This is a genomic window from Azohydromonas aeria (assembly GCF_009760915.1).
Taxonomy (GTDB): domain Bacteria; phylum Pseudomonadota; class Gammaproteobacteria; order Burkholderiales; family Burkholderiaceae_C; genus Azohydromonas; species Azohydromonas aeria.
This window is the reverse complement of sequence record NZ_VIDQ01000024.1, coordinates 62,780-86,100: the sequence shown is the minus strand read 5'-3', so window position 1 is coordinate 86,100 and position 23,321 is coordinate 62,780. Positions and strand designations below refer to the sequence as shown.

The window sequence follows — 23,321 nt, the reverse complement described above, 5'->3', positions numbered from 1 at the left end:
CGCCGCGCGCATCGTTCTCCAGCCCGGCCAGGATGGTCTTGAGATAGGCGGCCCGGTTCAGGATCGGCTTGCCGTGGGCGGCGGCGAGCTGGCGCTGCATGGCGTCCAGCGCCCGCGCCACGGCCGCCTCGCCGTAGCGATCGATGAACGCGTCGGCGTCGGCCTCGCGCAGGCCCAGCGCCAGCGCGCGCGCCACCTGCGTCATGTCGGCCGGCTGCGGCGCTTCCGCGCGCGGCGCTTCCGCACCCGGCTTGCGCCGCACCGCGAACTGCACCTCGGCGATGGCGCGGCCCTCCTTGTATTCGAGCAGCTCGATCTCCAGGTCGCTGGCCTCGTTGATGTCGCGGATCGCCGGCGCCACGAACTCGTTCTTGAACTTGCGCCACTCGCGCTGGCGCGCCAGCTCCGAGCCCTTGAGCACCGCGACCCACCAGCTCCAGTGCTGGCGCGAGGTCACGCCGCCGGGGTTGTCGCGGTAGCGGGCGCAGATCTCGTACAGCGCCACCGCCGTGTAGGTGCCCAGCCGCGCGATGGTCTCCAGCTCCAGCCGCGCCCAGCGGTTGGGGCCGAGCATCTGCTGCTGGATGGTGGGCGGGTAGAACCAGGTGACCCAGTTCTCGCCGTTCTTCTTGTAGAGCCGCACCTCGGAGAGCATGTTGAACATGCGCAGCTCGTCCTGCACCTCGCCTGACGGGGCCGGGGCCGCGGCGCCGTCGCCCGCGCCGGCGGCCGGCAGGCTCCACTGCTCGCCGCGGCTCAGCGGCCGCCACTCGATCTTGGTGGACATCATCTGCTCGATGTAGCGCTTGGCGTCCGAGGCGATGTTCGAGCCCACGCCGAAGCCGCGCAGGATGGCGTTGAGCGGCGCGCTGAAGCCGCCTTCGTGCAGGCCCTGGCCGCACTGGCGCTGCGCGATGTGCAGCATCACGTTGTAGGCCTTGCGCGCGGTGACGGTCAGGCTCTTGTTCAGCGGCACGATGGCCAGCGCCGCCACGGGCTTGTTCAGCGTGCCCGCGGGGCTGTCCTTCCGGGCCGGGATCAACGACTTCGCCATGGCGCAGTATATGTCCGCCAGTTTTCGGACAGATCGAGGAGCGCGCGGGACGCCTTGTCCATGGAATTCCGGACGCTTGCCGGCGGCCCACCCCGGGGCCGGGACTCGAAAAGCCGGACGTTTCGCGCCATTGCCGCTTCGCTGCGGGGCCGGAAAAGCCGGACGGTTCGTTTACAGGGAGCGGCCGCGACGGCTCGGCCAGCAGCCACGAACCGCCAAGCGCACCGATCCTGCGCTTGGCCGAAGGGCGGGGCCGGAAATCCGGGACACTTGATTGCATCGGCCGACACTTCGCCGGCAAACCCGGACGCATCCCGGCCTGAAGCCGGACACATGCCGGCCCGTTCCCGGACACCTTGCTTTTGCAAGTGCCTATCGCGCTTGAATAAAAATGGCTTTTCCACAGGCTCGAAATCTTGAAGTCCTGAATTTCCTGAAGATCGACCGATGTGGAAGAAATCCCGGACAGCCTCGCTGAGAACTGTCCGGCTTTTCCGGGCCTTTCAGAGAACAAGTCGCAGCTTTGGCTTGTGACGGCTGAAACGGCGTTCTCTATAGAATCCGCTGCTGTTGCAACTTCGGCCCGGGAAAGGACCCCTTGTGGAATCGCTCTTGATCAACGGTGCGCGCAGCATCTCCCTGGAGGCCATTGCGGAGCAGGCCGAACGGGTGAAGTCCATCGTCGCGCAGGTGCGCGGCGCCATGCTGGCGCCGGACGCGCGCAAGAAGGCGCCGACCTTCTCGACCACGCAGCTCATGGCGCTGACCGGGCTGGACAAGGGGCAGGTGGACTACCGCGTGCGCAAGGGCGACCTGCCCAGCGGCCGTCTCAACAGCACCGGCTCGCGGCGCGAGTTCACGCTGGAGGAGGCGCGGCGCTGGGTGCGCGACGTGCGCAAGGACGAACTGCGCCCCGAAGGGGCCGAGGCCGTCACGATCGCGATCGGCAACTTCAAGGGCGGCGTCACCAAGACCACCACCTCGCTCACCCTGGCGCAGGGGCTGAACCTGCGCGGGCACCGGGTGCTCGTCATCGACTGCGACCCGCAGGGCAGCCTCACCACGCTGTTCGGGCTGCTGCCGGATTCCGAGGTCAACGTGGACGACACGGTGCTGCCGCTGTTCACCGGCGACCAGGCGGACATCACCTATGCCATCCGGCCGACCTACTGGGACGGCATCGACCTGGTCGCGGCGGCCTCGCTGCTGTTCTCGGCCGAGTTCGTGCTGCCGGCCAAGCAGAGCAAGGACCCGAAGTTCGAGTTCTGGAACGTGCTGAACTACGGCATCGACCCGGTGCGGCTGGACTACGACGTGATCATCATCGACACGCCCCCGGCCCTGTCCTACACCACCATCAACGCGCTGATGGCCAGCGACGGCATCATCATGCCGCTGCCCCCCAGCGCGCTGGACTTCGCCTCCAGCGCCCAGTTCTGGGACCTGTTCTCCGACCTGACCACGCAGCTGGTGAAGAACCGCGGCGGCACGAAGGAGTTCGCCTTCATCGACATCCTGCCGGCCAAGGTCGAGTCCACCGACCAGGCCAGCCTGGTGGTGCGCGAGTGGATGGCGGCGGCCTATGCCGAGAAGGTGCTGCCGGTGGAGATCCCGAAGAGCATGGCGGCCAGCACCTCCAGCGCCGAGTTCGGCACGGTCTACGACAGCAACCCGACCAACGCCAGCACGCGCACCTTCAAGCGCGCCTGCGAGGCCTACGACCGGCTCGTCGAGCTGATCGAGGACCAGGCGCAGAGCTTCTGGCGCAAGCAACTGGGAGCGTGACATGGCCACACAGGGAACGCCCGTGAAGAAGAAGGGCTCCGGCATCGCCTTTGTCCTGCCGCAGGCGCGCCGCGAGGGCGATGACGCCGCGGCGAGCGCGGCCGCGCCGGCGCCGCGCTCGCCGGCGCCGCGCACCGGTGTCGGCCTGCTGGCCACGACCGTGTTCGAGACCGCCAAGCTGGAGGAGCGCATCGAGTCGCTGCAGGACGAGGTGCGCAAGCTTGAAACCGAGCGCGGCGGGCAGCTGATGGACGCGCGCGCCATAGTGCCCAGCCGCTGGGCGAACCGGCATCCGGACGCGTTCAAGGGCCCGGAGTTCGAGGAGCTCAAGCAGGAGATCCGGGACGCCGGCGGCAACGTGCAGCCGATCAAGGTGCGTCCGCTGTCGGCGCCGCGCGCCGGCGAGGGCGGCGCCGAGGCGAGGTACGAGATCGTGTTCGGCCACCGCCGCCACCGCGCCTGCCTGGAGCTGGGCCTGCCGGTGCTGTGCGTCGTGCAGGAATTGCCGGACCGCGAGCTGTTCATCCACATGGAGCGCGAGAACCGCGGCCGCCAGAGCCTCTCGGCGTGGGAGCAGGGCCGCATGTACCTGCGTGCGCTCGACGAGGGGCTGTTCCCGTCCAACACCCAGCTGGCCAACGCCATCGGCCGCAGCGTCAGCGACGTGGGCAAGGCGGTTCGCATCGCGCACCTGCCTTCGGAGGTCGTGGGTGCCTTTCCCTCGCCCAATGCCATCCAGTTCCGCTGGGCCGCGGACCTGCAGCGCGCGCTGGAGCAGGACCCGGACGCGGTGCTCGCCGCGGCCCGCGCCGCGGACCAGGTTGAGCCGCGCGCCGGTGCCGCGGAGGCCTTCGCGGCGCTCACGGCCTGCCTGCGGGGCAAGGCCGGCGCGGCCAGGGGGGTGGGACCGTCCCACCCCTCGCCGCGCGCGCTGGACCTCGGGCGCGGCCGGCGCGCCACCTTGCGCGTGGACGGGCGGGGACGCACGGTGATCGAGCTTGATGCTGGTGTGCTCGGCGCCGACCAATGGACGTCGCTGGAGGCGGCGCTGCGCAAGTTGCTGGCCTGATCGCCGCCGTGTCGCAGTGATGAGGAGGGGTGGGACTGTCCCACCCCTTTCTCGTTTTCCGCGCTACGGGTGGCGCTACAGGGCGCTTACAGCCCGGTACTTCCGGTGCCGGACATCCTGTCGCATGCCGGCCTGATGCAGCAGCGCGGGTCGGCATGGATGAGGGGGTGGGACCGTCCCACCCCCAGCACGCCGTGCCTGAGCGGGAGCGGGCGTCGTCCTGAGGGCAGGAGTGATGCAGGCTCGCCGACCGCGGGCCCGGCACGCAGCGGCCGAAGGCTGTCGTCTGGTGACCCGACCGCCGTGCGCCGGCGCTGCATCGTCCACGCCGTGACGGGCCTTCGGCTGGTGGGTTGGTCCAGAGACAGGCTGCTTTGGCCTACCGCTCCCGGCGCGCATGGCTTTACCGAAGGGCCCGTGCCGACCCGGCCCGGTCTACGGGATCAGCGCAAGCCGGCATGTCGGCGTCACCAGCCGCGCCGGACATCGCGCCTGTTTCGGCGGTTGTCCAGCGGTGCAGTTGTCACGCTGGAGTCTCGACACCACGGCGCGCCACGCCCGCTTCCACAAAGGATCGTCCCGGCCACAGCAAGGACAACTTCGTTCCACGCGGCAGACGACGGCTTCTACCCCAGCTTTTGATGGCTAGGCCATGTGGGCCGGCGAGGAGCCCTTGCATGGCGCGCATGCCGCGGTGGGCGCCCGCTGCGGGATGCGGTGTCCCGGGCAGCAGGGCCGGCAGGCTTGTTCCACGGTCAGCGCAGGGTGTGGAAACGTCCGTCACGGGGAAAGGTAGACCGAACGGGCAGGGCATGCATCCATGCAGGTCCAGGCCCGAGCCGGTGACGGCAGACGCGCTGGGGCTATGGCCTGCAGCCGGTCCAGGCACCGGATGCTGCCGCATGCGATCCCCTTGGCAATCGTCAAGGCCTACGGGTGGCATGACCGATGAGGTGCGTCCGTGGGGCGTTCCGTTCCAAGGACCATCGCGCAACAAGGTCAGGACGGTGCCAGCCGGCACGGCGGGCGGCTGGAGCTATCGGGGCAAGGCGTCAGGTACCGGCTCAAGGAACGACATCCCGGCCCGCCCACGGGGATATGGTGCCCGGTGCTGTTGCTGCCGAAGCGATCGTGAGCCTGCATCTGCCTTTAGTGGTGGATATTTTTGCTGTTCTTGATAATTGCGCTTATCAATAAATTGAAGCATTCGTCAGAACCTCGAGTTGGTAGGGTCCATGCATTGGTTTGGTGGTGGCATGAACCTTCTGCTCGAACCCACGGCGTCCGTCCTCGCCGCGTGGCAAGCGGCCCATGACGTCGGCTGGATCGACCGCAGCATGCCTTCGGATGGACAAACAGCACTACAGCACGGTGTCCCACAGAGCCCATGAGTCGCAGAGGCGAGGGCTTGGGCGGGTTGGGTCGTGCCAGCGCGCGTTCCAAACTGGTAGTGAAGTTCGTGTCGCCGTGTCGAGACAAGTCGGCTTGTTCGACCGGTTGCCCTTCTGCGCATCGATAAAGCTGGACAAGACGGTGGGCGATACTTCAGGGCGTACAACAGCAGTTGGACTTCCTCAAGCGCGCCGCGCGATTTCAGCCACCTCTTCTCGTTCCCTGCCTCGGCAGCTCGACACCGTTCATGCGTCTGACGCCTATTGACCGAGACACCCTGTGGGACCGTGCCTACGCAACCTTGAAGGCCGCCCTGCTCGAGGGACGCTTTGCGCCCGGCGAGCGCATCCTGCTGCGGGATGTTGCGGACAGCTTGGGCATCAGCCTCACGCCGGTACGTGATGCCGTGAATCGTCTGATTGCCGAACGTGTCCTGGAGCGCGGCTCCGTCGGGCAGGGTGGAGGTGCGACCGTGCCGCTGTTGGACGCCGAGCAGTTCGCGCAGCTCATGACCGTGCGCAGCAGCCTGGAGCCGGTAGCCGCAGCCGCGGCTGCTGCGCTCGCCAGCCACGAGCAGCTTGATGCTGTCGAGCATTGCCTGCACGAGATGAAGCAGGCCGTTGCCGAGCGTCAGCCCGAGCATTACCTGGAGGCGCACTACCGGTTCCACTTCGGCATCTATGGCACTTGCAAGATGCCCATCGTCCAGGAAATCATCGAAACGGCTTGGCTGCGCTGCGGGCCGACATTGCGTCTGGCCTTGCCGGAGTACGTGCCCGCCCTCAAGCGCTACGAGTTTCACGTGGCCGCAATGAATGCCTTGCGTCAGGGCAACGCCGATCAGGCTGCAGCGGCAATCCGTGCTGATATCGAAAGCGCGCGCCAAGACGTCTGTGCGCTGCTGGAGCAGCAAGCCGCCGCGCACTGAACCTGGGCCTGGGCCTAACGGTTCTCCTCTTCCTTGATATGCAGCCCGAGCAGCAGCCCGCCAGACGCCGCTGTGCCCGCGTAACCATCCCCATGCGTCGCTAACCGCCTGGATCCGCGGTCTGGCAGATCCGGGAATTCCCTTGAAGTTCGCGATTTGTTGTTTGTTATAACAATGCGCAGACGCCAACGACCAAGGAGACACCATGGAACTGCGTTCAATTGCCACCCGGCTGGTGGCCGGCGTACTTGGTGCTGTCACCCTGACAGCGACGAGTGCTCCCGCCACGGCGGCGGACAAGTTCCCCGGCAAGGAGATTCGCCTTGTCGTGCCGTGGAACGCAGGCGGCTCCAACGACATCGCGGCTCGTGCGCTGGCCCAACTGGTGGCCGAGCAGGGTGTCCAGGTGATCGTGGACAACGTGCCCGGCGCCACGGGGTCGATCGGCATGACCAAGGTCGCCACCGCTGCGCCCGACGGCTACACGATCGGCATGGGCACGAGTTCCACCCTGGCGCTGATGGCTCAGGGCCTGACGCCGCTGCGCAACGAGCAGTTCGCCCCGATTGCCCGCGTCACGACCGATCCGCTGCTGCTGCTCGTGCCGGCTGGCGGCCCGGCCGGGAACCTGGAGGGCTTCATGGACCAGCTCAGGAAGAACCCGGGCAAGGTCTCCATCGGAACGCCGGGCAGCAACAACCTCAACCACATCTTCGCGGTCATGACTGGCCGCGTGGCGGGCAGCGACGTCATCCCGGTGCCCTACACCGGCGGCTCCAAGGTGGTGGCGGATCTCGCCGGCAAGCAAATCGACGCCGCGGTGCTCAAGCCTTCGGAATCCAAGGCGCAGATCGACGGCGGCCTGGTCAAGCCCATCGCCGTGTTTGCCAACGAGCGGCTCAAGGCGCTGCCCGATGTACCCACGTTCAAGGAAAAGGGCCTGGACGTATTCCCCTACGGCCCGCTGGTGCAGATGGCCTACATCGTCGCGCCGGCGGCCACGCCGGAGCCTGTGCGCAAGCGGCTGACCGAGATCTTTGGCAAGGCGATCCAGAGTGCCAAGTTCAAGGCCCTGGCGGAGGAGGGCGGCGCGGTCGTCGATGACCTCACCGGCGCCGCGCTGGCCACAGAGATCGGCAATGTCCAGAAGTCGCTCAACGAGGTGGGCAAGAAGGTCTTCGTCGCCGACAAGAAGTAAGTCCACCAACCTCAACAGCCAGGTAGCTCCCCAATGAGTCCCATCAAGAAAGTCACCTGCCACGTCGTTGCCGCGCCCGTCGAGCGGCCTTTCACGTCCTCGCGCGGCTGGCTCTACAAGACCCGCGGCTCCTGCATCGTCGAAATCGAGACGGCCGACGGCATCGTCGGCTGGGGCGAGTGCTATGGCCCCTCCGCCGTGGCCAAGGCCTACATCGAGACGCAGTTCGCGCCGCGCATCATCGGACGCGACGCGTTTGACGTGGAGGTGATCTGGGAAGACCTCTACAACCGCATCAAGGACTACGGCTCCAGCGGCATGGCGATTTCCGCGCTCAGCGGCATCGACATCGCCCTGTGGGACATCATCGGCAAGTCCTGTGGCAAACCGGTCCACAAGCTCATCGGCGGCGCGCACCGCACCGAGGTGACGGCCTACGCCACAGGGTTGTACTTCATCGACATGGACCGCCTGGTCGAGGAGGCCGTCGAGGAGGCGCGCGACTTCGTCGAGCAGGGCTTCCAGGCCGTGAAGATGAAGATCGGCCTGGGCGATCCCAAGCTCGACGTCCGTCGCGTGGCCGCGGTGCGCGAGGCCATCGGCGAGAACGTGCGGCTGATGGTCGATGCCAATCACTGCTTCACCGTGCCGCAGGCGATCCGCATCGGGCGCGAGCTGGAAAAGCTCGACGTCGAGTGGTTCGAGGAGCCGATCTCGCCCGAAGACGTGGACGGGTACGTGGAGGTGACCCGGGCGCTGGACATGGCTGTCGCCGGCGGCGAGAACGAGTTCACCCGCTGGGGCTTTCGCGATCTGGTCGCACGCAAGGCGATGGACATCGTCCAGCCCGATGTTTGCGCCGCTGGGGGCATCAGCGAGTGCCGCAAGATCGCCACGCTGGCGATGGCTCATGGCGTGGAATGCGTACCGCATGCCTGGGGTTCAGCCATCGGCCTGGCCGCGACGCTGCACTTCCTGGCAGCGCTACCCGACCAGCCGCCGAGCCTGCGCCCCATGCCGCCGCTGCTGGAGTTCGAGCAGTGCGAGAACCCTTTCCGCGACCACCTCTCGCGCGAGCCGATCGTGCAGCAGCGCGGCAAGGTGCAGGTGCCCACCGGGGCCGGGCTGGGCATCGAGATCGAGCGATCGGTTCTCGACCGCTACCGCGTCTCCTGAAGGGTCGGGCCATGCGTTTCGTGAGTCTGCGTGGGTCGCAAGGCCAAGCCGTCGCCGGGGTGCTGCTGGGCGAGCAGGTGGCTGACCTGTCGCACCCGAGCTGCCGCGAGCTGCTGGGAAAGACGCCGCCCTCGTTGCTGGCCCTGGTGGAGCAGGGCCTGCAGGGGTGGGTTGAGCGCCTGTCCGGTGTACGTTTCGAAGCCGCCGCGCTGCGCCCGCGCGCCCAGGTACAGCTGCTGGCGCCGCTGCGCCCCGGCAAGGTCGTGGGAGCGGCCTTCAACTTCACCGACGCGCTGGCCGAGCGCAGCATGGCTGCGCCTGAAGAGCCGGTGATCTTCGTGCGCTCGGGCTGCACCGTCATCGGCCCCGACGAGCCGATCCTCGTGCCACCGGACGTGGGCAACGTGGGCTACGAGGCCGAGCTGGCCGTGGTGATCGGACGCCGCGCGCTGCGGGTGCGCCGCGAGCTGGCCATGCGCCACGTCGCGGCCTACACCATCCACAACGATGTCAGTGGCAGCGACTTGGTCAAGGCCGACGGCGGCAACTTCGTGCGCGGCAAGAACCTGCCGGCCTCCGCGCCGCTGGGTCCCTGCCTGGTCACGCCCGACGAGTTGCCTGACCCGTATCGGGTCGGCATTCGCCTGGACATCGACGGTCGGCGGCTGCAGGACGGCTCCACCTCCACGATGCTGTTCGACATCGCCGAGCTCATCGCCCACGCGTCGCACCGCATGCCGCTGGAGCCCGGCGATGTGATCGCCACCGGCACGCCGGCCGGCGTGGCGGCGATGCACAACCCCGCGGCCTGGCTTCGGCCCGGCACCACGGTATCCATCGAACTCGAAGGACTGGGGCGCTTGTCCAACCCTGTCCGTGCAGGAGTGCCTTTCCTTGACTGACAAACCCCGGGTCCTGCTCACCAACCCGATCCATCCGCTGCTGCAGCCCGAGCTGGCGCAGCACTGCGACGTGGTGGTGGCGCCGGACGCGGCGCCGGCCACCATCGCGCGGCTGATCGGTGACGCCGACGGCCTGATCGTGCGCAGCCAGCTCGCCCCCGATGTCTTCGAACCTGCGCAGCGCCTGCGCGCCGTGGTGCGCCATGGGGTCGGGCTGGACATGATCCCGGTGCCGGCCGCTACCGCCCGCGGCATCCCGGTGGCCAATCTGCCGGGCTCCAACACGGCGGCGGTGGTCGAATATTGCGTGGCGGCCATGCTGCACCTGCGCCGTAACCTGGCCGCCGTGGACGCGACACTGCGCGGCGACGGCTGGGCCGCGGCCCGTCCGCTGGCCGACCGCAGCACCGAACTGGCGCACGCCGTGTGCGGCATCGTCGGCGTGGGCGCGATAGGCGCCCGATTGGCCGCCGTCGCCGCAGGGCTGGGCATGCGGGTACTGGGCCTGACGCGGCGGCCCGAGACGCTGCCGCCCGGCGTGGAGGCGGCAAGCAAGGAAGAGCTGTTCGCGCAGGCCGACGTGATCGTCCTGTGTTGCCCGCTCAACGAGCAGACGCGCGGCCTGGTCGATGCTCCCACGCTGGCGGCGATGAAGCCCGATGCACTGCTGATCAACGTGTCGCGAGGTGCAGTGATCGATACCGCGTCCGTGCTGCAGGCCTTGCGCCTGGGGCGGTTGGGTGGCGCGGCGCTCGATGTGCACGATCGCCAGCCGCTGACCGGCCAGGAGCCTGTCTTCGATGCGCCCAACCTGCTGCTCACGCCGCATGTGGCCGGCATCACGGGTACCAGCCTGCACGCCATGAGCCGCGGCGCGGTGGACACGCTGCTGGCGCTGCTGCGCGGGCAGCGGCCCGCCAACGTCGTGAATCCCGAAATCTTCCGCTGAATTGCCATTACCGAGAGCCACCATGCGCATAGCCGACCTGAAGGCCGTCCCGATTTCCTTTCCTGTCCCCGCCGACAAGTCGGTGCGCTTGGGCATCGGGCGCAGCGTCAAGCGCGACGCCGTGCTGGTGCGTGTCGAGACCGACGAGGGCCACGTGGGCTGGGGCGAGGCGCACCATGGCCGTTGCCCGGGCGCCATCGCCAAGTTGATCGACACGACGCTGCGCGACCTGGCCCTCGGCATGGACGCCACTGACGTGGCGGGCGTCTGGGCCCGCGTCTACCGCATGCAACTCGCCAGCCACGGCATGGGGGCGGCCGCGGCACTGGCACTCAGTGGCCTGGACATGGCGCTGTGGGACCTGCGCTGCCAGGCCACGGGCTGGCCGCTGTACCGGCTGCTCGGTGGTGCGGCCAAGCCGGTCAAGGCCTACGCGGGTGGTATCGCGCTGGGATGGCAAGCACCCGCGCTGCTGGCGGATGAGGCACAGCGCCATGTGGCGGCGGGTTACCGTGCCCTCAAGCTGCGCGTGGGCGATACCGCGGCTCGCGACATCGAGCGCGTTCGCGCGGTGCGGCAGGCCGTAGGCGACGGTATCGAGTTGCTGGTCGATGCCAACACCGGCTACACCCTGGACGACGTGCGCCGCGTGATGCCGGCGTTCGAGGAGGCGGGCATCGGCTGGCTGGAGGAGCCGTTTGCGCCGCAGGATCGCCGCGCCTATCAGCAAGCCGCGGCACTGGGCCGGGTGCCGCTGGCCGCCGGCGAAAACCATTACACCCGCTACGACTTCGCCACGCTGCTCGAGGACCAAGCGGTGCGCTTCGTGCAGCCCGACCTCTCCAAAACAGGTGGCGTGACCGAGGCGCTGCGCATCGCTGCCATGGCTGGCGCGTGGAAGCTCACGGTCAACCCGCACACCTCGGCCACGGCCATCAACATGGCCACCTCGATCCACTTCCTCTGCGGTATCGACAACCCAGGCTACTTCGAGGGCGACGTCACTACGCTCAACCCCTTCCGTGATGCGCTCGCGGACAAGGCACCCTATGCGCTGGACGATCAGGGCTGCGTGCGGCCTCACGAGGGTGTGGGCGTCGGCTTGAAGATCGACTTGGACTTCGTCAAGGAACACCCGCTGATCGAAGGGCCCTGCTACGTCTGAGCACGCGCGCTACCTGGAGCCTGTAGCGGCTTGCGGGCAGCTCGGCAGCGGAACAGGCCTGGTCTGGCCCAGGCGGCGACCGGTGGAAGGCGGGCTGTCATGCCTGCATGGAGCCACGCATCTTGCAAGCGCCACGTTGTGATGGAACAGGTCTGCCCGCTGTCAAGCGACACCGAGCCGGCCCCCAAGCGACCGCGCATGCTCGACAAGTACGAAGCGCAGATACGCCAGTGGCTCGCAGTGCAGCCGGGCATTACGGCAGTGGACGTACTGCAAGCGCCTCCAGGAGATTGCGCCTACCGGAACCTTCGCTTCGATGCACCTGCGAACCGTTCAACGGGCACTTGAGATCTGGCGTGCTGAAGCAGTCCGGCAAATAGTCGATCAATGTCGATGGGGCGTCGATTCCCTTGACTTCCCCGTTCAAGAAGCCATCCAGGCGACCGGTAACATTCGTTCGTGAGGCAACACGGGGGGTCAAGTTACTGTGTCGCCTGACACCGCAATTCGCGCGAGATCGTCGATGCAGATCGACCGAGCTGACGGGCAATCTGTCGAACACCTACTCCACGAGCGCACTCCAGCGCGATCTGTTCACGCTCAGCGAAGGAGAGGTATCGGCCTGTAGGTTCTGCTGCTGACGTTGGCAGGTTGGATGGGGGCATACCGCCGCATTATCGGAACCAGCGATTGCCGACGGCCGGCGACACGCCGGCGATGCGAGCTGCGTGCCTGCTGGTGTGCCCCTGAGCGATTGCCCTCCAGAACGGCCATCGCTCTGCGCGATGCAGCACGGGCGGTCGCCCCGGAGAGCGCAGCTTCGCGCGCAGCGGTCGATCCGACTTCGACATTCTTGCCTTCACCAACACCTCCAATCAGGACGTGTTGCGACGGCTGGTTGAATTCACCCGATACGTCAGCATTCGCTACACCGAGCGCCTGGCCGAAGCCGGCATCGAGCCGTCCGTGGGCAGCGTGGGCGACTCCTGCGACAACGCGCTGGCCGAGACGATCAACGGGCTGTACCAGGCCGAGGTGATTCATCGCCGCGCATCCTGGAAAAGCAAGGAAGCCGTTGAGCTGGCAACGCTGACCTGGGTGGCCTGGTTCAGCCACCATCGGCTGCTGGAGCCCATCGGCAACATCCCGCCCGCGGAAGCCGAGGCCAACTACCATCGTCAACTCGCCGAGTCGGCCGTCCCGACCTGACTCACTGTCCAGCTCTACCCACAGGCTCATGCTGACCGACCCGATCCATGATTCATGCACGGGGCTGCGGCGACACGCGCGCCTGCGTCCATCGCGCGGCCCCGAGGCAAGTACTGCAAGACCGCGCTGGGTACCGGCAGGCCCTCATGCCAGGCACGCCGCGCAGCTGGCGCTGCGGCGTCGGGCAGTTCGTCCAGACTGGCCGGGGTGCTGGGCGCCTTTTCGCGCGGTGCGTTTGCTCACCCGAGAACGCTACTGTGATAGGAAGACTTATCGCGAAAGCAGCTTCTACATGCAGGCTGCCGGCCACCGCAACCCCAATGGCAGCCGCTGCAAGTCCGGTCAATGACGGGCAGGCAATCCTTTGCGAAAGTCGATCTGGCGCAGGAGCTGCGCCGTCTCGCGGGTCAAGAGCGTTCCCGGCCGTGCCAGAGGGGTCGCCAGCACCAGGGTGTTCCAGATCGCGGGCGGGCCGATGGGCGCGCGAGGCAGCTTCTCCCCGACACTGCTGCTGGCCAGGGCGCTGTCCGGCACGATGGTGCAACCCACGCCTTCGGCCACCAGCGCCAGCACGGTTTGCACCGCGCCGACTTCTGCCAGCACTTCGAGCGTGATCCCGCGTGGCGCGAGGACCTGGTCGAGCAGCCCGCGAATGGCATTCGGCGCGTTGGGCAGAACCAGGGCGTAGTTCCCCAGCGCCGTCAGCGCAACACGGGCGGGCAACTTGCTGCTAGGCGGTGCCACCAGCAGCAGCCGCTCGCGCAGCAGCGGCTCGTAGGCCAGCTGCGGCGAAGGCAGGGGGTCGAACATCAAGGCCATGTCGAGCTTGCCCGTGACCAGCGATTCGCGCAGCGCCAGGCTCAGGCCCTCCAGCACGGTGATGACCGCACGTGGAAAGCGCTTCCTGAAGCCCTGGATCAAGGGCACCGACATGCCCAGGGCGACCCGTGGCGGCATGCCCACCGTGACGCGCCCGCCAGGGTTGCCGCTCATGTCGCGCAGCTCGTCGCGTGCGCGCCGCGACGTGTCGAGGATCGCGCGCGCATGCACGATGAACGCTTCCCCGGCGCTCGTGAGCGCCACGCCGCGTCCGGTGCGCACGAGCAGCCGTTGACCGAGCTCCTCCTCCAGCAGCGCGATCTGGCGGCTCAGGCTGGGTTGCGACAGGTTCACGGCCACCGCCGCGCGGCTGATGCTGCCGGTGTCCGCAATCGCGACCAGGGACTCAAGCTGTCGGAACTCCATAGCCATCAAGAATAGCTGCTATAGCCGGGCCGGCCTATTCCAGCAGGCGGCCGTCGCCCAGACTTGGCGCCCATGACGACCTCATCCCTGCCCAGCCTGCCGCGCGGCGCATGCAACGCGCATTGCCATGTCTTCGGCCCCCGGGCCCGGTTTCCCTACGCGAGCGGCGGCACCTTCGTGCCGGCGCAGGACGCCCCCAAGGAAGCCCTGGTGGCGTTGAATGACAGCCTCGGCCTGGAGCGCTGCGTCGTCGTCCAGTCCAGCTGCCACGGCTTCGACAACAGCGCCACCGAAGACGCGGTGGCCTACCGGCCGCAGTCCTATCGCGCCATCGCGCTGCTGCCCACCGACGTTCCCGACACCGAGCTGCGGCGGCTCGACGCCGCGGGCTTTCGTGGCGTGCGCTTCAACTACATGGGCCACCTTGGCCACCGCGCGCCGATCGAGGACGTGCTGGCCCTGGCTCGGCGTCTGGAACCGCTGGGCTGGCACCTCCAGATCCACGGCGACCCTGGCCTGCTCACCGACATGGCCGATGCGCTCAGGCGCTCGCCGGTGCCCGTGGTCATCGACCACATCGGCCGTATCGACGCGTCCAAGGGGCTGCAGCAGCACGACTTCCAGGCGCTGCTGCGGTTGATGAAGGACGAGCGCTTCTGGGTCAAGGTCAGCGGCATGGACCGCATCACGCGCTTGGGGCCGCCCTATGAGGACGCGCAGCCCTTCGCGCGGACGCTGGTGGCCGAGTTCGGCAACCGGGTGGTCTGGGGCAACGACTGGCCCCATCCCAACCATGCCGGCCCAGAGCCCGTGGAGCGGCATCTCGTGGACCTGATCTTCGCCATCGCGCCGCACGAGGCCCAGCGCCAGCGGCTGATGGTCGACAACCCGCAACGCCTCTATCGCTTCGGAGACAACTGATGAAACAACGGTTCGACAACAAGGTGGCCATCGTCACCGGCGCTGGCTGCGTCGGCGAAGGCTGGGGCAACGGCCGCGCCATCGCGGTGCGCCTGGCCGAGGAAGGCGCCAGCGTCCTGGCGGTGGACCGCGACCCGGAGCGGCTGGCGCAGACGCTGGAGCTGGCCGGCGAGGCCCGCTCGCGCATCAAGACCTGGTCGGGTGACGTCACCCGCAGCCAGGACATCGCCGCGATGGCTGCCGCCTGCGTCGAGGCCTTCGGCCGCATCGACGTGCTGGTGAACAACGTCGGGGGCTCCGCGGCCGGCGGCCCGGTGGAGCTGTCCGAGGAGATGTGGGACCTGCAGATCGACGTGAACCTCAAGAGCGTGTTCCTGACCTGCAAGCACGTGCTGCCGACGATGCTGGCCCAGGGCAGCGGCTCCATCGTGAACATCGCCTCGACCTCCGGGCTGCGCTGGACCGGCAGCGCCCAGGTGGCCTATGCCGCCAGCAAGGCCGGGATCATCCAGCTCTCCCGCGTGGTGGCGGTGCAGCACGCCGCGCAGGGCGTGCGCGTCAACACGGTGGTGCCGGGCCAGCTGCACACGCCCATGGTCGAGACGCGGCTGGCCAGGCAGCGCACCGGCGGCGACATCGAGGCGCTGCTGGCGCAGCGGCAGAAGCGCATTCCCCTGGGTTTCATGGGCGATGGCCGCGACACGGCGGCCGCCGTGCTGTTCCTGGCCAGCGACGAGGCACGCTTCATCACCGGCACCGAGATCGTCGTTGACGGCGGCATGACGGCGCGCTGCGACTGAGGAAGGACCTGCATGAGCCACGATCACATCCGCGTTCCGCTGGTGCAGCCCGGCACGCGTGCCGAGCTGGCCGAAGTCGAGAGCCGCATCATGGCCGAGCGCGGCCGCGTGTCGCTGCTGTACCAGGTGCTGCTCAACAGCGCGCCGATCGCCTCCGGCTGGGAGCGCATGCTCACCGCGGTGCGCAACCAGACCGGCATCCCGGCCGACCTGCGCGAGCTGGTCATCCTGCGCGTTGCCGTGCTTAACGGCGCCGGCTTCGAGTTCGACGCGCATGTGCCGCATGCGTCGCGCGCCGGCGTGGCGGCCGACAAGATCGCGGCGACGCGCCAGCCGGCCCTGCCGGATGCGTTCACGCCGCTGGAGCGGCTGGTGCTTGATCTCACCGACCGCATGACACGCGACATCGTCGTGCCGGACGAGGTGATGGCTTCCTTGCGCGAGCACTTCGACGCCAGGGGCCTCGTGGAGCTGGTGGCCACGGTGGCTGCCTACAACATGGTGTCGCGCTTCCTGGTCGCGCTCAATGTCGCGCACTGACATGAGCTGCCACCGCCGCGGCCTGCGTCGCCGGGCCTGTGCCTTATCCCTGCTGCTTGCGCTCGCGCCGCAGGCGTGGGCGCAGGCCTTCCCCACGAAGCCCATCCGGCTGGTGCTGCCGTTCGCACCGGGCGGCAGCACGGACGTGATTGCCCGCCCGTTGGCGGAGAGCCTTGCCCGGGAACTGGGGCAACCGGTGATCGTCGACAACAGGCCAGGGGCCGGCTCCGTCATCGGCAACGATGCGGTCGCCAAGAGCCCGCCCGACGGCCACACGCTTCTGCTCACGACCAGTTCGTTCGCCATCGTGCCGGCCTTGCAGCCGAAGCTGCCGTACGCAGGTGTATCCGCCTTTGCCCCGGTGGTGCTGCTGGGCCGTGCCCCCAACGTGGCGATCGTGCGTGCTGGCAGCCCGCTGAAGTCGGCTGCGGACATGCTCGCGCAGGCACGCGCCCATCCGGGCAAGCTCAGCTACGGATCTTCCGGCAACGGCACCTCGACACACCTGGCGGCCGAGCTGCTCAAGAGCACGGCCAAGGTCTTCGTCACGCACATTCCCTATCGGGGTGCTGGCCCCGTGGTGACGGACGTGCTCGGCGGACAGGTCGATGTCGGCTTTGCCACCTTGCCCAGCATCGCGCCGCTGCTGGCCAGCGGCAAGCTGCGCGCGCTGGGGGTGACCAGCGGGACCCGGTCCCCGCTGCTGCCGGACGTGCCGACCTTCGCCGAGTCCGGAGCCCCAGGCTCACAGTCCGACAACTGGTACGGCGTGTTCGCGCCGGCGGGCACGCCGGCAGCCGTCATTGCCCAGATCCACAGCGCGTTCAAGCGTGCATCGCAGACGGCGGAGTTCCGCCAGCGCGCTCAAAACGAGGGCCTGGTCCTGAGCCTGGACAGCCCGGAAGAGACGGCGCGCTTCGTGCGCGCCGAGGAAGCGCGGTGGCGCAAGGTCGTCAAGGACCAGTCCATCACGATGGAATGAACGGCAGGCCCTGCAATGCGCCGCAAGGCATGGCCACGCGGCCAAGCGGCGGCCCGCACGGCGAACACCGAACGAACTGGAGACAACCGATGAAAAACACCATGGCGTCTTGCACTTGGCTGGCGGGGCTTGCGCTGTCCGCTCTAGCGTGTGTCGTCCCCCCGGCAATCGCCCAGGGCTTCCCCACCAAGCCGATCCGGCTGGTGGTGCCGTTTCCCGCGGGTGGCGGCACCGACAACGTGGCGCGCGCCCTGGGCGAAGGACTTGCCAAGGAACTGGGACAGCCCATCGTCGTTGACAACAAGGCCGGGGCAGGGACTGTCATCGGCAACGACACCGTGGCCAAGAGTCCGCCCGATGGCCACACGCTGCTGCTCAACACCAGCGCGTTCTCCATCGTGCCCAGCCTGTTCCCGAAGCTGCCCTATGCCCAGGACAAGGCTTTCGCCCCCATCGTGCTGATCGGGCGTGCGCCCAACGTGGCGGTCGTGCGTGCCGACAGCTCGCTGAAGTCCGGCGCGGACTTGCTCGTTCAGGCCCGGACGAAGCCGGGCAAACTGACCTACGGTTCTGCTGGCAACGGCACGTCCACGCACCTGGCGGCCGAACTGCTCAAGCTCACGGCCAGGATCCAGGTCACGCACGTTCCCTACAAGGGTGCCAGCCCGGTCGTGAACGACCTGATGGGCGGACAGATCGACCTGGCTTTCGCCACCTTGCCCAGCGTGGCGCCGTTCATCGCCAACGGCAAGTTGCGCGCGCTGGCAGTGACCAGCGCGGCGCGCTCACCCCTGCTGCCCGACGTGCCCACGTTCGCGGAATCGGGCGTTCCGGGCTATCAGGCTGACGTCTGGTACGGCGTGTTCGCGCCGGCCGGCACGCCTGCCGCCGTGGTCGACCAGCTGCACGGAGCCTTCAGGCGGGCTTCGGAGACGCAAGAGTTTCGCAAGCGCGCCACGTCCGAGGGCATGCAGCTGACCCTGGACGCATCGCTGGAAACCGGACGCATTGCCCGCGCCGAGGAGGAAAAGTGGCGCAGGGTGGTCAAGGAACAGGGCATCAAGCTGGACTGACGCATGCTGGCGACGCCCTTCGACGATGAGCGCTCGGTAGCCGTCGTGGCCGAGCTTGAGCGCAAGGCACGGCGGCATGAAGTCCCCTTTGTGGGAGGTCGAGTCGTCTGGCGCTGCTTCGGTGAAGGAAGGCCCTTGGTGCTGCTGCACGGCAGCCATGGGTCATGGCTTCATTGGGCGCGCAATGTGCAGGCCTGGGCGGCACACCGTGCGGTCTGGGTGCCGGACCTGCCTGGCTATGGCGATTCAGCCCCGCCACCCGAGCCCACGCTGCGATCGTTGCTGGATGCGACCCACCAGACGCTCGGCGCGCTGCTGGGTCCGCACACGCCCATCGACCTGGTGGGATTTTCGTTCGGTGGCCTGGTGGCCGCTCATCTGGCGCTGTGGCGCAGCGGCGTGTCCAGGCTGGCCCTCCTCGGCCCGGCCGGCCACGGAACCGTGCGCCGGCCACGCGGCGAGCAGCGCTCCTGGCGCCGAGCATATGAGCAGCGTGACATGGCGGCGCTGGCTGATCTGATGCGCCACAACCTGTGGGTGCACATGCTCCACCATCCCGCCAGCGCCGAGGGTCTGGCTCTGCGCATTCACACCAACGCCTGCGTGAAGGCCCGGTTTCACAGCAAGCCGATATCGCGCACAGGCGGCCTGCGTGACTGCCTGGCCCGATTCCACGGGCCGGTGCTGCTGGCCTGGGGCGAACACGATGTCACGGCGGACCCGGTCCGCTTGGCACCGTTGCTCGCAGGTGGCCGCGACGATTGCAGCATCCAGGTCGTGCCCAATGCCGGCCACTGGGTGCAGTTCGAAGCGGCCGATGCTGTCAACACGTTGCTGCTCCAATGGCTGGAAGAGACCAGCGACCACCTGCAGCAGGAGAGCTGAGATGTACACCACCGAAATTTTTGCCCGGTATGCCGCCGAGTTCCGGCAGCAGCCTCTGTCCGAGCAGGTCTTGCACCATGCCAAGCGCGCCGTAATCGACTGGTACGCCTCGCTGTTCCCGGGGTTGGACACCGATGCCGTGCGGCTGCTGGAGCAGACGCTGGCCGAGGACCTGGACCGGGGCCGCGCGCGGCTGGCCCAGGGACGTGCAGCCACGGCCCGAGCGGCGGCGCTCATCAACGGCACGGCCGCCCACGCTGCCGAGGTGGACGACAGCTTCCGGGATGCGATGTACCACCCGGGTGCCGCCACCATCGCCGCGGCGCTGGCCGCCGGTCAGGACGTGGGCGCCACGGGAGCGCAGTTCCTGCGCGCCGTGGTGCTGGGCTACGAGGTGTCCACCCGCATCGGCGTCGTGATGGGTCGGCCGCACTACAAGTTCTGGCACAACACCGGCACTATGGGCGCCTTCGGCGCCGCTGCGGCTGCCGGCAGCCTGCTGGCGCTGGACGAGGCAAGCTTTGCGCACGCGCTGGCGCTGGCCGGTACGTTCACTGCGGGCCTGCAGCAGGCGTTCCGGCTGGAGACCATGGCCAAGCCGCTGCATGCCGGCCGGGCGGCGGAGGCCGGCGTGATGGCCGCGCAACTGGCGGGGCGCGGCATGCGCTGCTCGCTCGACGTGCTCGACGGCGAGCACGGGCTGGGCCAGGCCATGAGCACCGGGCCCGACTGGTCGCAGGTGGGCGCCACGCTGGGCCAGGACTTCCACATCACCCGGCTGACGTTCAAGAACCACATCGGTTGCGGCCACACCTTCCCGGCCATCGACGGTGCGCTGGAGCTGCAGCGCCAGCATGGCTTCGCGGCCGCCGACATCGAGCGGCTGCAGCTGGGCGTCTACCAGCCGACGCTGGACATCGCCGGCCACGTCGAGCCCCGGACCGCCGACGAGGCCCGTTTCAGCCTGCACTACATGGTGGCGACCGCGTTGGTGCACGGCAGCGTGCGGCTGTCGGCCTTCGAGCCAGCGCGCCTGAACGATCCTGCGACCCGTGCGCTCATGACCCGCATCACGGCCGCGCTGGACCCGGAGGTGGACGCCGGCTTCCCCGGCCGCCGCGCGGCGCGGGTCGAGGTCGTGCTGCGCGATGGCCGGCGTTTCACGCACCTGCAGCCGGACCGCAAGGGCGACCCCGAGCTTCCCCTTACTGATGAAGACCTCGAAGGCAAGCTGATGGAGCTGGCGTCGCCCGTGATCGGTGAAGCCGAGGCCCGGGCCGTGCTTCAACGCTGCTGGAACCTGAACGAGAGGGCCACTCTGGCCTGAACGGCATCAGCCATCCCGTTCGCCCTGAGGTATCGAAGGGTGAACGGCCCGCATCGTGTGCGGGCATTCCAGCCTGACCGATTCGACCTTCGATACCTCAAGAACGAGCGGATCGTTCCACCAGCAAAAAACTTGGAATCAAGCCACGCGCCGGTACATCGTTCGCAGCGTGTTCCGGAACGACGGCCTCACCCGCGCGCTCCAGGGCGTGCCGCGCACCGCAAGCCAGGCCGGGCTGTTGAAGGCCGCCCGGTCGGCCAGGTCGTAGCAGGCGTGGTAGCGCGGGCCCGTGCCATCGACGCTGGCGTAGCGCGCCGCCGCCACCGTGCCGGGCACGGCAGCAAGTCCCGGCAGGTGCTCCTGCTCGTACCAGGCGTTGAAGTCGGCCTCATGCTCTGGAAGCACATCCGTCGCGACGATGTAGTGCCACGGCGCGTCGGCACCTGTCGAAGCGCCGGGCACCACGAGCAAAGGTTTCAACTGCACCAGCGACACGCCGGCGGCCAGGCCGGCAGGGCGGTCGTCCTGCATCCAGTAGGCGCAACCCTCGGCACCGTCCTCCGAGCGATAGACGCGCGCGCCTGCAAGCTCGCAGGCACCGGGCCACTGCTGCCATGCGTCCCAGGAGAAGCGGGCGAACCACATGATCGATTTCATGAAACTGTCGGCGACGTGCGGGCAGGGCAACGGCGGCACATGACGCGGGTCGCCATCATTCCGCCTTGATCTTCTTGTCCTGGATGAGCTTGCCCCACTTGTCCATGTCGCGCTTGACCAGCGCCGCAAGCTCTGCGGGGGTGGACGGCGCGGGCTCGGCGCCAACGTCCATCAGCTTGGCTTTCACGCCGGGCTCCGACAGGGCGCGGCGCACGGCGTCGTTGAGTGCCGTGACCGTAGTCGCAGGCGTCTTGGCCGGCGCGAACAGTGCATACCAGTTGTTGGTATCGACGTTGGCGATGCCTTGCTCAGCCAGTGTCTTCACCTCGGGCAGCGCCGGATGGCGCCTGGTCGAGGCGATGCCGATCGGCTTGAGCTTGCCGCTGCGCACGAACGTGATCAGCCCCGGGACGTCGCCGAAGAAGCCCGATACCTGGCCCCCCATCACGTCGGTGATGGCCGGTGCCGCACCCTTGTACGGCACGTGCAGCAAGTCCACCTTGGTGGAGTCCTTGAGCTGCTCCATGGCCAGGTGCGGGATGCTGCCGATGCCCGACGAAGCCATCGTGACCGGGTTCCTGGACTTCCTGGCATTGGCCACGAACTCGGCGGCATCCCTGGCCGGGTCGGCCGGGTTCACCACCAGCAGCTCGACGTTGTTCACCACGACCGAGACGGGCGTGAAGTCGCGCAGCGTGTCGTAAGGCAGCTTCTCATAGAGCGAAGCATTGATGGCCGCGGCGCCCACGCTGGTGATCCACAGCGTGCTGCCATCGGCCTTGGACCGCATCACCTCGCCGGCGCCGATGGCTCCATTGGCCCCGGCCTTGTTGTCGACGATCACCATGTGGCCGAGCTCCTTGCCCAACTGCTCGGCCAGGACACGGGCCACGAAGTCCACCGGCCCCCCCGGCGGGAAGGACACGACGATGCGGGTGCTCTTGGCCTGAGCATGGGCTGCCAGTGGCAGCGCGGCACAGAGAGCGGCTGCGAGCAGGGTGCGTCGGATCATGGGGCTGTCTCCTGGGTCTTGTTCGATGCCTCTTGCCGCACCGCTGCACGGCACCGCGGGGCATCCGGTTCGTCATGGCGCTGATTCTGGACAGCCCATCACCATGACAACAGGGCAATGGATCGATAGCAGTTATGCGTGCAGGCTATGGGTTTGCGCATGCTGCCCGTCCGCTCCCATGGACCAAGGGCTGCGCACGACGCGTTCCGGCTCCGGGTCAGGCAGCCGAAATCCCCTCCCGCAGCCGCTTCGCCAGGGCCAGCAGCGGCTCGCGCAGTTGCTCCACCACGGCCTGCGGCGTCTCGTCGCCGGTGACGCTCATGTTGAGCACGTGCACGGGATGCCGGTCCAGCACGACAGGGGTGGCGAGGGCCACGACCTGTGGCTGCCAGGAAGCCCAGCAGTAGCCCGCATCCCTCACGCTGGCCACGGCCTGCGTGATCTCGCGCGACAGGCGTCCCCATTCGCCGCCGCGCCGGGCCTTGAAGCGCGCGAGCAGCCGCTTGCGCTCCGGCTCGTCGGCGGCAGCCAGCCAGGCGCGGCCCAGCGAGGTGAGCTCCATCGGTACGCGCTGCCCGGCCACCACGTTGCGCCAGGCCACGCGGCGGCTGTAGCGCACGGATTCCAGGTAGACCATCTCGTCGCGGTCCGCCACCGCCAGGCCGACGTTGATCTTGAGCTTCTCGGCTTCGCTGCGCATGAGCGGGCCAGCCACCGCCAGCACGGGCGAGCCGGTGCGCATGGCGTGGGCCAGGCTCAGCACCGGGGCGGCCAGGCGGTAGGCCCGGCGGCTCCTGTCGCGCTCCAGCATCCCGCAGTCCACGAGGGTCTGCGTGAGGCGGCTCACCGTCGCGCGCGACAGCCCCGTGCGCTCGGCCAGTTCGCCGTTGCCCAGCAGGTCCGCACCCGGGCGGAAGGCTCGAAGGATCTCCACACCCCGCTCCAGCGAGCGGTTCCGCTCGCCGCTGAAGGGCTTTTCCTCAGCGGTTGCCTTGGGCTTTTCCATGGCGTCCTCCTCCCTGGGCCAGTGTTCAATTTCCATCTGTCGGAAA

The 23,321-nt window shown here is 68.2% G+C and carries 20 protein-coding genes and 3 pseudogenes; 17 read left to right on the top strand and 6 right to left on the bottom strand.

Annotated features, from left to right (window positions below; genetic code table 11):
* Positions 1-1,054 (bottom strand): replication initiation protein (locus FJ694_RS15985; protein WP_157268231.1); only part of this gene is annotated, 1,054 nt, incomplete at its 3' end.
* A gap of 600 nt (positions 1,055-1,654) precedes the next feature.
* Here FJ694_RS15985 and FJ694_RS15980 point away from each other — a divergent pair.
* The 9 genes and pseudogenes from FJ694_RS15980 to FJ694_RS38105 form a co-directional block, all read left to right on the top strand.
* Entirely contained in the window at positions 1,655-2,839 is a 1,185-nt protein-coding gene (locus FJ694_RS15980) for an AAA family ATPase (RefSeq protein ID WP_232540062.1), read from the top strand.
* A gap of 1 nt (position 2,840) precedes the next feature.
* Positions 2,841-3,908 (top strand): ParB/RepB/Spo0J family partition protein, encoded by a 1,068-nt coding sequence (locus FJ694_RS15975; protein ID WP_157268230.1) that lies wholly within the window; start codon positions 2,841-2,843, stop codon positions 3,906-3,908.
* Between the two features lie 1,564 nt (positions 3,909-5,472).
* A complete protein-coding gene (locus FJ694_RS15970) occupies positions 5,473-6,228 on the top strand; it encodes a GntR family transcriptional regulator (RefSeq protein ID WP_232540061.1) in 756 nt (251 codons plus the stop codon).
* A gap of 205 nt (positions 6,229-6,433) precedes the next feature.
* Positions 6,434-7,426, top strand: a complete 993-nt coding sequence (locus tag FJ694_RS15965) for a tripartite tricarboxylate transporter substrate binding protein (RefSeq protein ID WP_157268229.1) — start codon at positions 6,434-6,436, stop codon at positions 7,424-7,426.
* A 33-nt stretch (positions 7,427-7,459) separates the two neighbouring features.
* Complete coding sequence (locus FJ694_RS15960) at positions 7,460-8,602, top strand: mandelate racemase/muconate lactonizing enzyme family protein (RefSeq protein WP_157268228.1); 1,143 nt, start codon at positions 7,460-7,462, stop codon at positions 8,600-8,602.
* Positions 8,603-8,613: 11 nt separating this feature from the next.
* On the top strand, positions 8,614-9,504 hold the full coding sequence (locus tag FJ694_RS15955; RefSeq protein WP_157268227.1) for a fumarylacetoacetate hydrolase family protein: 891 nt from the start codon (positions 8,614-8,616) through the stop codon (positions 9,502-9,504).
* Positions 9,497-10,453 carry an NAD(P)-dependent oxidoreductase gene (locus tag FJ694_RS15950; protein WP_157268226.1) on the top strand — a complete coding sequence of 319 codons (957 nt, stop codon included), beginning with the start codon at positions 9,497-9,499 and terminating at the stop codon, positions 10,451-10,453. Before FJ694_RS15955 ends, FJ694_RS15950 begins: the two co-directional genes overlap by 8 nt.
* A 22-nt stretch (positions 10,454-10,475) precedes the next feature.
* On the top strand, positions 10,476-11,618 hold the full coding sequence (locus FJ694_RS15945; protein WP_157268225.1) for a mandelate racemase/muconate lactonizing enzyme family protein: 1,143 nt from the start codon (positions 10,476-10,478) through the stop codon (positions 11,616-11,618).
* A 283-nt stretch (positions 11,619-11,901) separates the two neighbouring features.
* A pseudogene (locus FJ694_RS38105) lies at positions 11,902-12,081 on the top strand (hypothetical protein); the annotation flags it as partial.
* A gap of 28 nt (positions 12,082-12,109) precedes the next feature.
* Here FJ694_RS38105 and FJ694_RS37960 read toward each other — a convergent pair.
* A pseudogene (locus FJ694_RS37960) lies at positions 12,110-12,469 on the bottom strand (helix-turn-helix domain-containing protein); the annotation flags it as partial.
* 55 nt (positions 12,470-12,524) lie between these two features.
* On the opposite strand from FJ694_RS37960, the pseudogene FJ694_RS15935 reads away from it, so the two are divergent.
* Positions 12,525-12,827: pseudogene (locus FJ694_RS15935) on the top strand (integrase core domain-containing protein); the annotation flags it as partial.
* Positions 12,828-13,169: 342 nt separating this feature from the next.
* Here FJ694_RS15935 and FJ694_RS15930 read toward each other — a convergent pair.
* Positions 13,170-14,072, bottom strand: coding sequence for a LysR family transcriptional regulator (locus tag FJ694_RS15930; RefSeq protein WP_157268240.1), 903 nt, complete (start codon positions 14,070-14,072; stop codon positions 13,170-13,172).
* Positions 14,073-14,144: 72 nt separating this feature from the next.
* On the opposite strand from FJ694_RS15930, the gene FJ694_RS15925 reads away from it, so the two are divergent.
* From FJ694_RS15925 to FJ694_RS15895, 7 genes are all read left to right on the top strand, one after another.
* Positions 14,145-14,993: an amidohydrolase family protein gene (locus FJ694_RS15925; RefSeq protein WP_157268224.1), complete on the top strand. Its 849-nt coding sequence runs from the start codon at positions 14,145-14,147 to the stop codon at positions 14,991-14,993.
* Positions 14,993-15,793 (top strand): SDR family NAD(P)-dependent oxidoreductase, encoded by an 801-nt coding sequence (locus FJ694_RS15920; protein ID WP_157268223.1) that lies wholly within the window; start codon positions 14,993-14,995, stop codon positions 15,791-15,793. Before FJ694_RS15925 ends, FJ694_RS15920 begins: the two co-directional genes overlap by 1 nt.
* A gap of 12 nt (positions 15,794-15,805) precedes the next feature.
* Positions 15,806-16,333 carry a carboxymuconolactone decarboxylase family protein gene (locus tag FJ694_RS15915; protein ID WP_198320857.1) on the top strand — a complete coding sequence of 176 codons (528 nt, stop codon included), beginning with the start codon at positions 15,806-15,808 and terminating at the stop codon, positions 16,331-16,333.
* Position 16,334: 1 nt separating this feature from the next.
* Entirely contained in the window at positions 16,335-17,315 is a 981-nt protein-coding gene (locus FJ694_RS15910) for a tripartite tricarboxylate transporter substrate binding protein (RefSeq protein ID WP_157268222.1), read from the top strand.
* An 89-nt stretch (positions 17,316-17,404) separates the two neighbouring features.
* Positions 17,405-18,388, top strand: coding sequence for a tripartite tricarboxylate transporter substrate binding protein (locus tag FJ694_RS15905; protein WP_232540060.1), 984 nt, complete (start codon positions 17,405-17,407; stop codon positions 18,386-18,388).
* A gap of 3 nt (positions 18,389-18,391) precedes the next feature.
* Complete coding sequence (locus FJ694_RS15900; protein ID WP_157268221.1) at positions 18,392-19,273, top strand: alpha/beta fold hydrolase; 882 nt, start codon at positions 18,392-18,394, stop codon at positions 19,271-19,273.
* 1 nt (position 19,274) lies between these two features.
* Positions 19,275-20,600 (top strand): MmgE/PrpD family protein, encoded by a 1,326-nt coding sequence (locus FJ694_RS15895; protein ID WP_157268220.1) that lies wholly within the window; start codon positions 19,275-19,277, stop codon positions 20,598-20,600.
* Between the two features lie 138 nt (positions 20,601-20,738).
* Here FJ694_RS15895 and FJ694_RS37135 read toward each other — a convergent pair whose 3' ends face one another.
* The 3 genes from FJ694_RS37135 to FJ694_RS15880 form a co-directional block, all read right to left on the bottom strand.
* Positions 20,739-21,257 (bottom strand): DUF4286 family protein, encoded by a 519-nt coding sequence (locus FJ694_RS37135; protein WP_232540059.1) that lies wholly within the window; start codon positions 21,255-21,257, stop codon positions 20,739-20,741.
* A 55-nt stretch (positions 21,258-21,312) separates the two neighbouring features.
* Positions 21,313-22,269 carry a tripartite tricarboxylate transporter substrate-binding protein gene (locus FJ694_RS15885; RefSeq protein ID WP_157268219.1) on the bottom strand — a complete coding sequence of 319 codons (957 nt, stop codon included), beginning with the start codon at positions 22,267-22,269 and terminating at the stop codon, positions 21,313-21,315.
* Between the two features lie 217 nt (positions 22,270-22,486).
* Positions 22,487-23,275, bottom strand: coding sequence for an IclR family transcriptional regulator (locus FJ694_RS15880; RefSeq protein WP_157268218.1), 789 nt, complete (start codon positions 23,273-23,275; stop codon positions 22,487-22,489).
* Between the last annotated feature and the right edge of the window lie 46 nt (positions 23,276-23,321).

Coding starts and splice junctions, on each gene's coding strand:
- FJ694_RS15930 (WP_157268240.1), bottom strand. CDS start 14,072: ATGGAGTTCCGACAGCTTGAGTCCCTGGTCGCGATTGCGGACACCGGC.
- FJ694_RS15910 (WP_157268222.1), top strand. CDS start 16,335: ATGAGCTGCCACCGCCGCGGCCTGCGTCGCCGGGCCTGTGCCTTATCC.
- FJ694_RS15955 (WP_157268227.1), top strand. CDS start 8,614: ATGCGTTTCGTGAGTCTGCGTGGGTCGCAAGGCCAAGCCGTCGCCGGG.
- FJ694_RS15895 (WP_157268220.1), top strand. CDS start 19,275: ATGTACACCACCGAAATTTTTGCCCGGTATGCCGCCGAGTTCCGGCAG.
- FJ694_RS15900 (WP_157268221.1), top strand. CDS start 18,392: ATGCTGGCGACGCCCTTCGACGATGAGCGCTCGGTAGCCGTCGTGGCC.
- FJ694_RS15880 (WP_157268218.1), bottom strand. CDS start 23,275: ATGGAAAAGCCCAAGGCAACCGCTGAGGAAAAGCCCTTCAGCGGCGAG.
- FJ694_RS15915 (WP_198320857.1), top strand. CDS start 15,806: ATGAGCCACGATCACATCCGCGTTCCGCTGGTGCAGCCCGGCACGCGT.
- FJ694_RS37135 (WP_232540059.1), bottom strand. CDS start 21,257: ATGAAATCGATCATGTGGTTCGCCCGCTTCTCCTGGGACGCATGGCAG.
- FJ694_RS15885 (WP_157268219.1), bottom strand. CDS start 22,269: ATGATCCGACGCACCCTGCTCGCAGCCGCTCTCTGTGCCGCGCTGCCA.
- FJ694_RS15975 (WP_157268230.1), top strand. CDS start 2,841: ATGGCCACACAGGGAACGCCCGTGAAGAAGAAGGGCTCCGGCATCGCC.
- FJ694_RS15945 (WP_157268225.1), top strand. CDS start 10,476: ATGCGCATAGCCGACCTGAAGGCCGTCCCGATTTCCTTTCCTGTCCCC.
- FJ694_RS15965 (WP_157268229.1), top strand. CDS start 6,434: ATGGAACTGCGTTCAATTGCCACCCGGCTGGTGGCCGGCGTACTTGGT.
- FJ694_RS15925 (WP_157268224.1), top strand. CDS start 14,145: ATGACGACCTCATCCCTGCCCAGCCTGCCGCGCGGCGCATGCAACGCG.
- FJ694_RS15920 (WP_157268223.1), top strand. CDS start 14,993: ATGAAACAACGGTTCGACAACAAGGTGGCCATCGTCACCGGCGCTGGC.
- FJ694_RS15905 (WP_232540060.1), top strand. CDS start 17,405: ATGAAAAACACCATGGCGTCTTGCACTTGGCTGGCGGGGCTTGCGCTG.
- FJ694_RS15960 (WP_157268228.1), top strand. CDS start 7,460: ATGAGTCCCATCAAGAAAGTCACCTGCCACGTCGTTGCCGCGCCCGTC.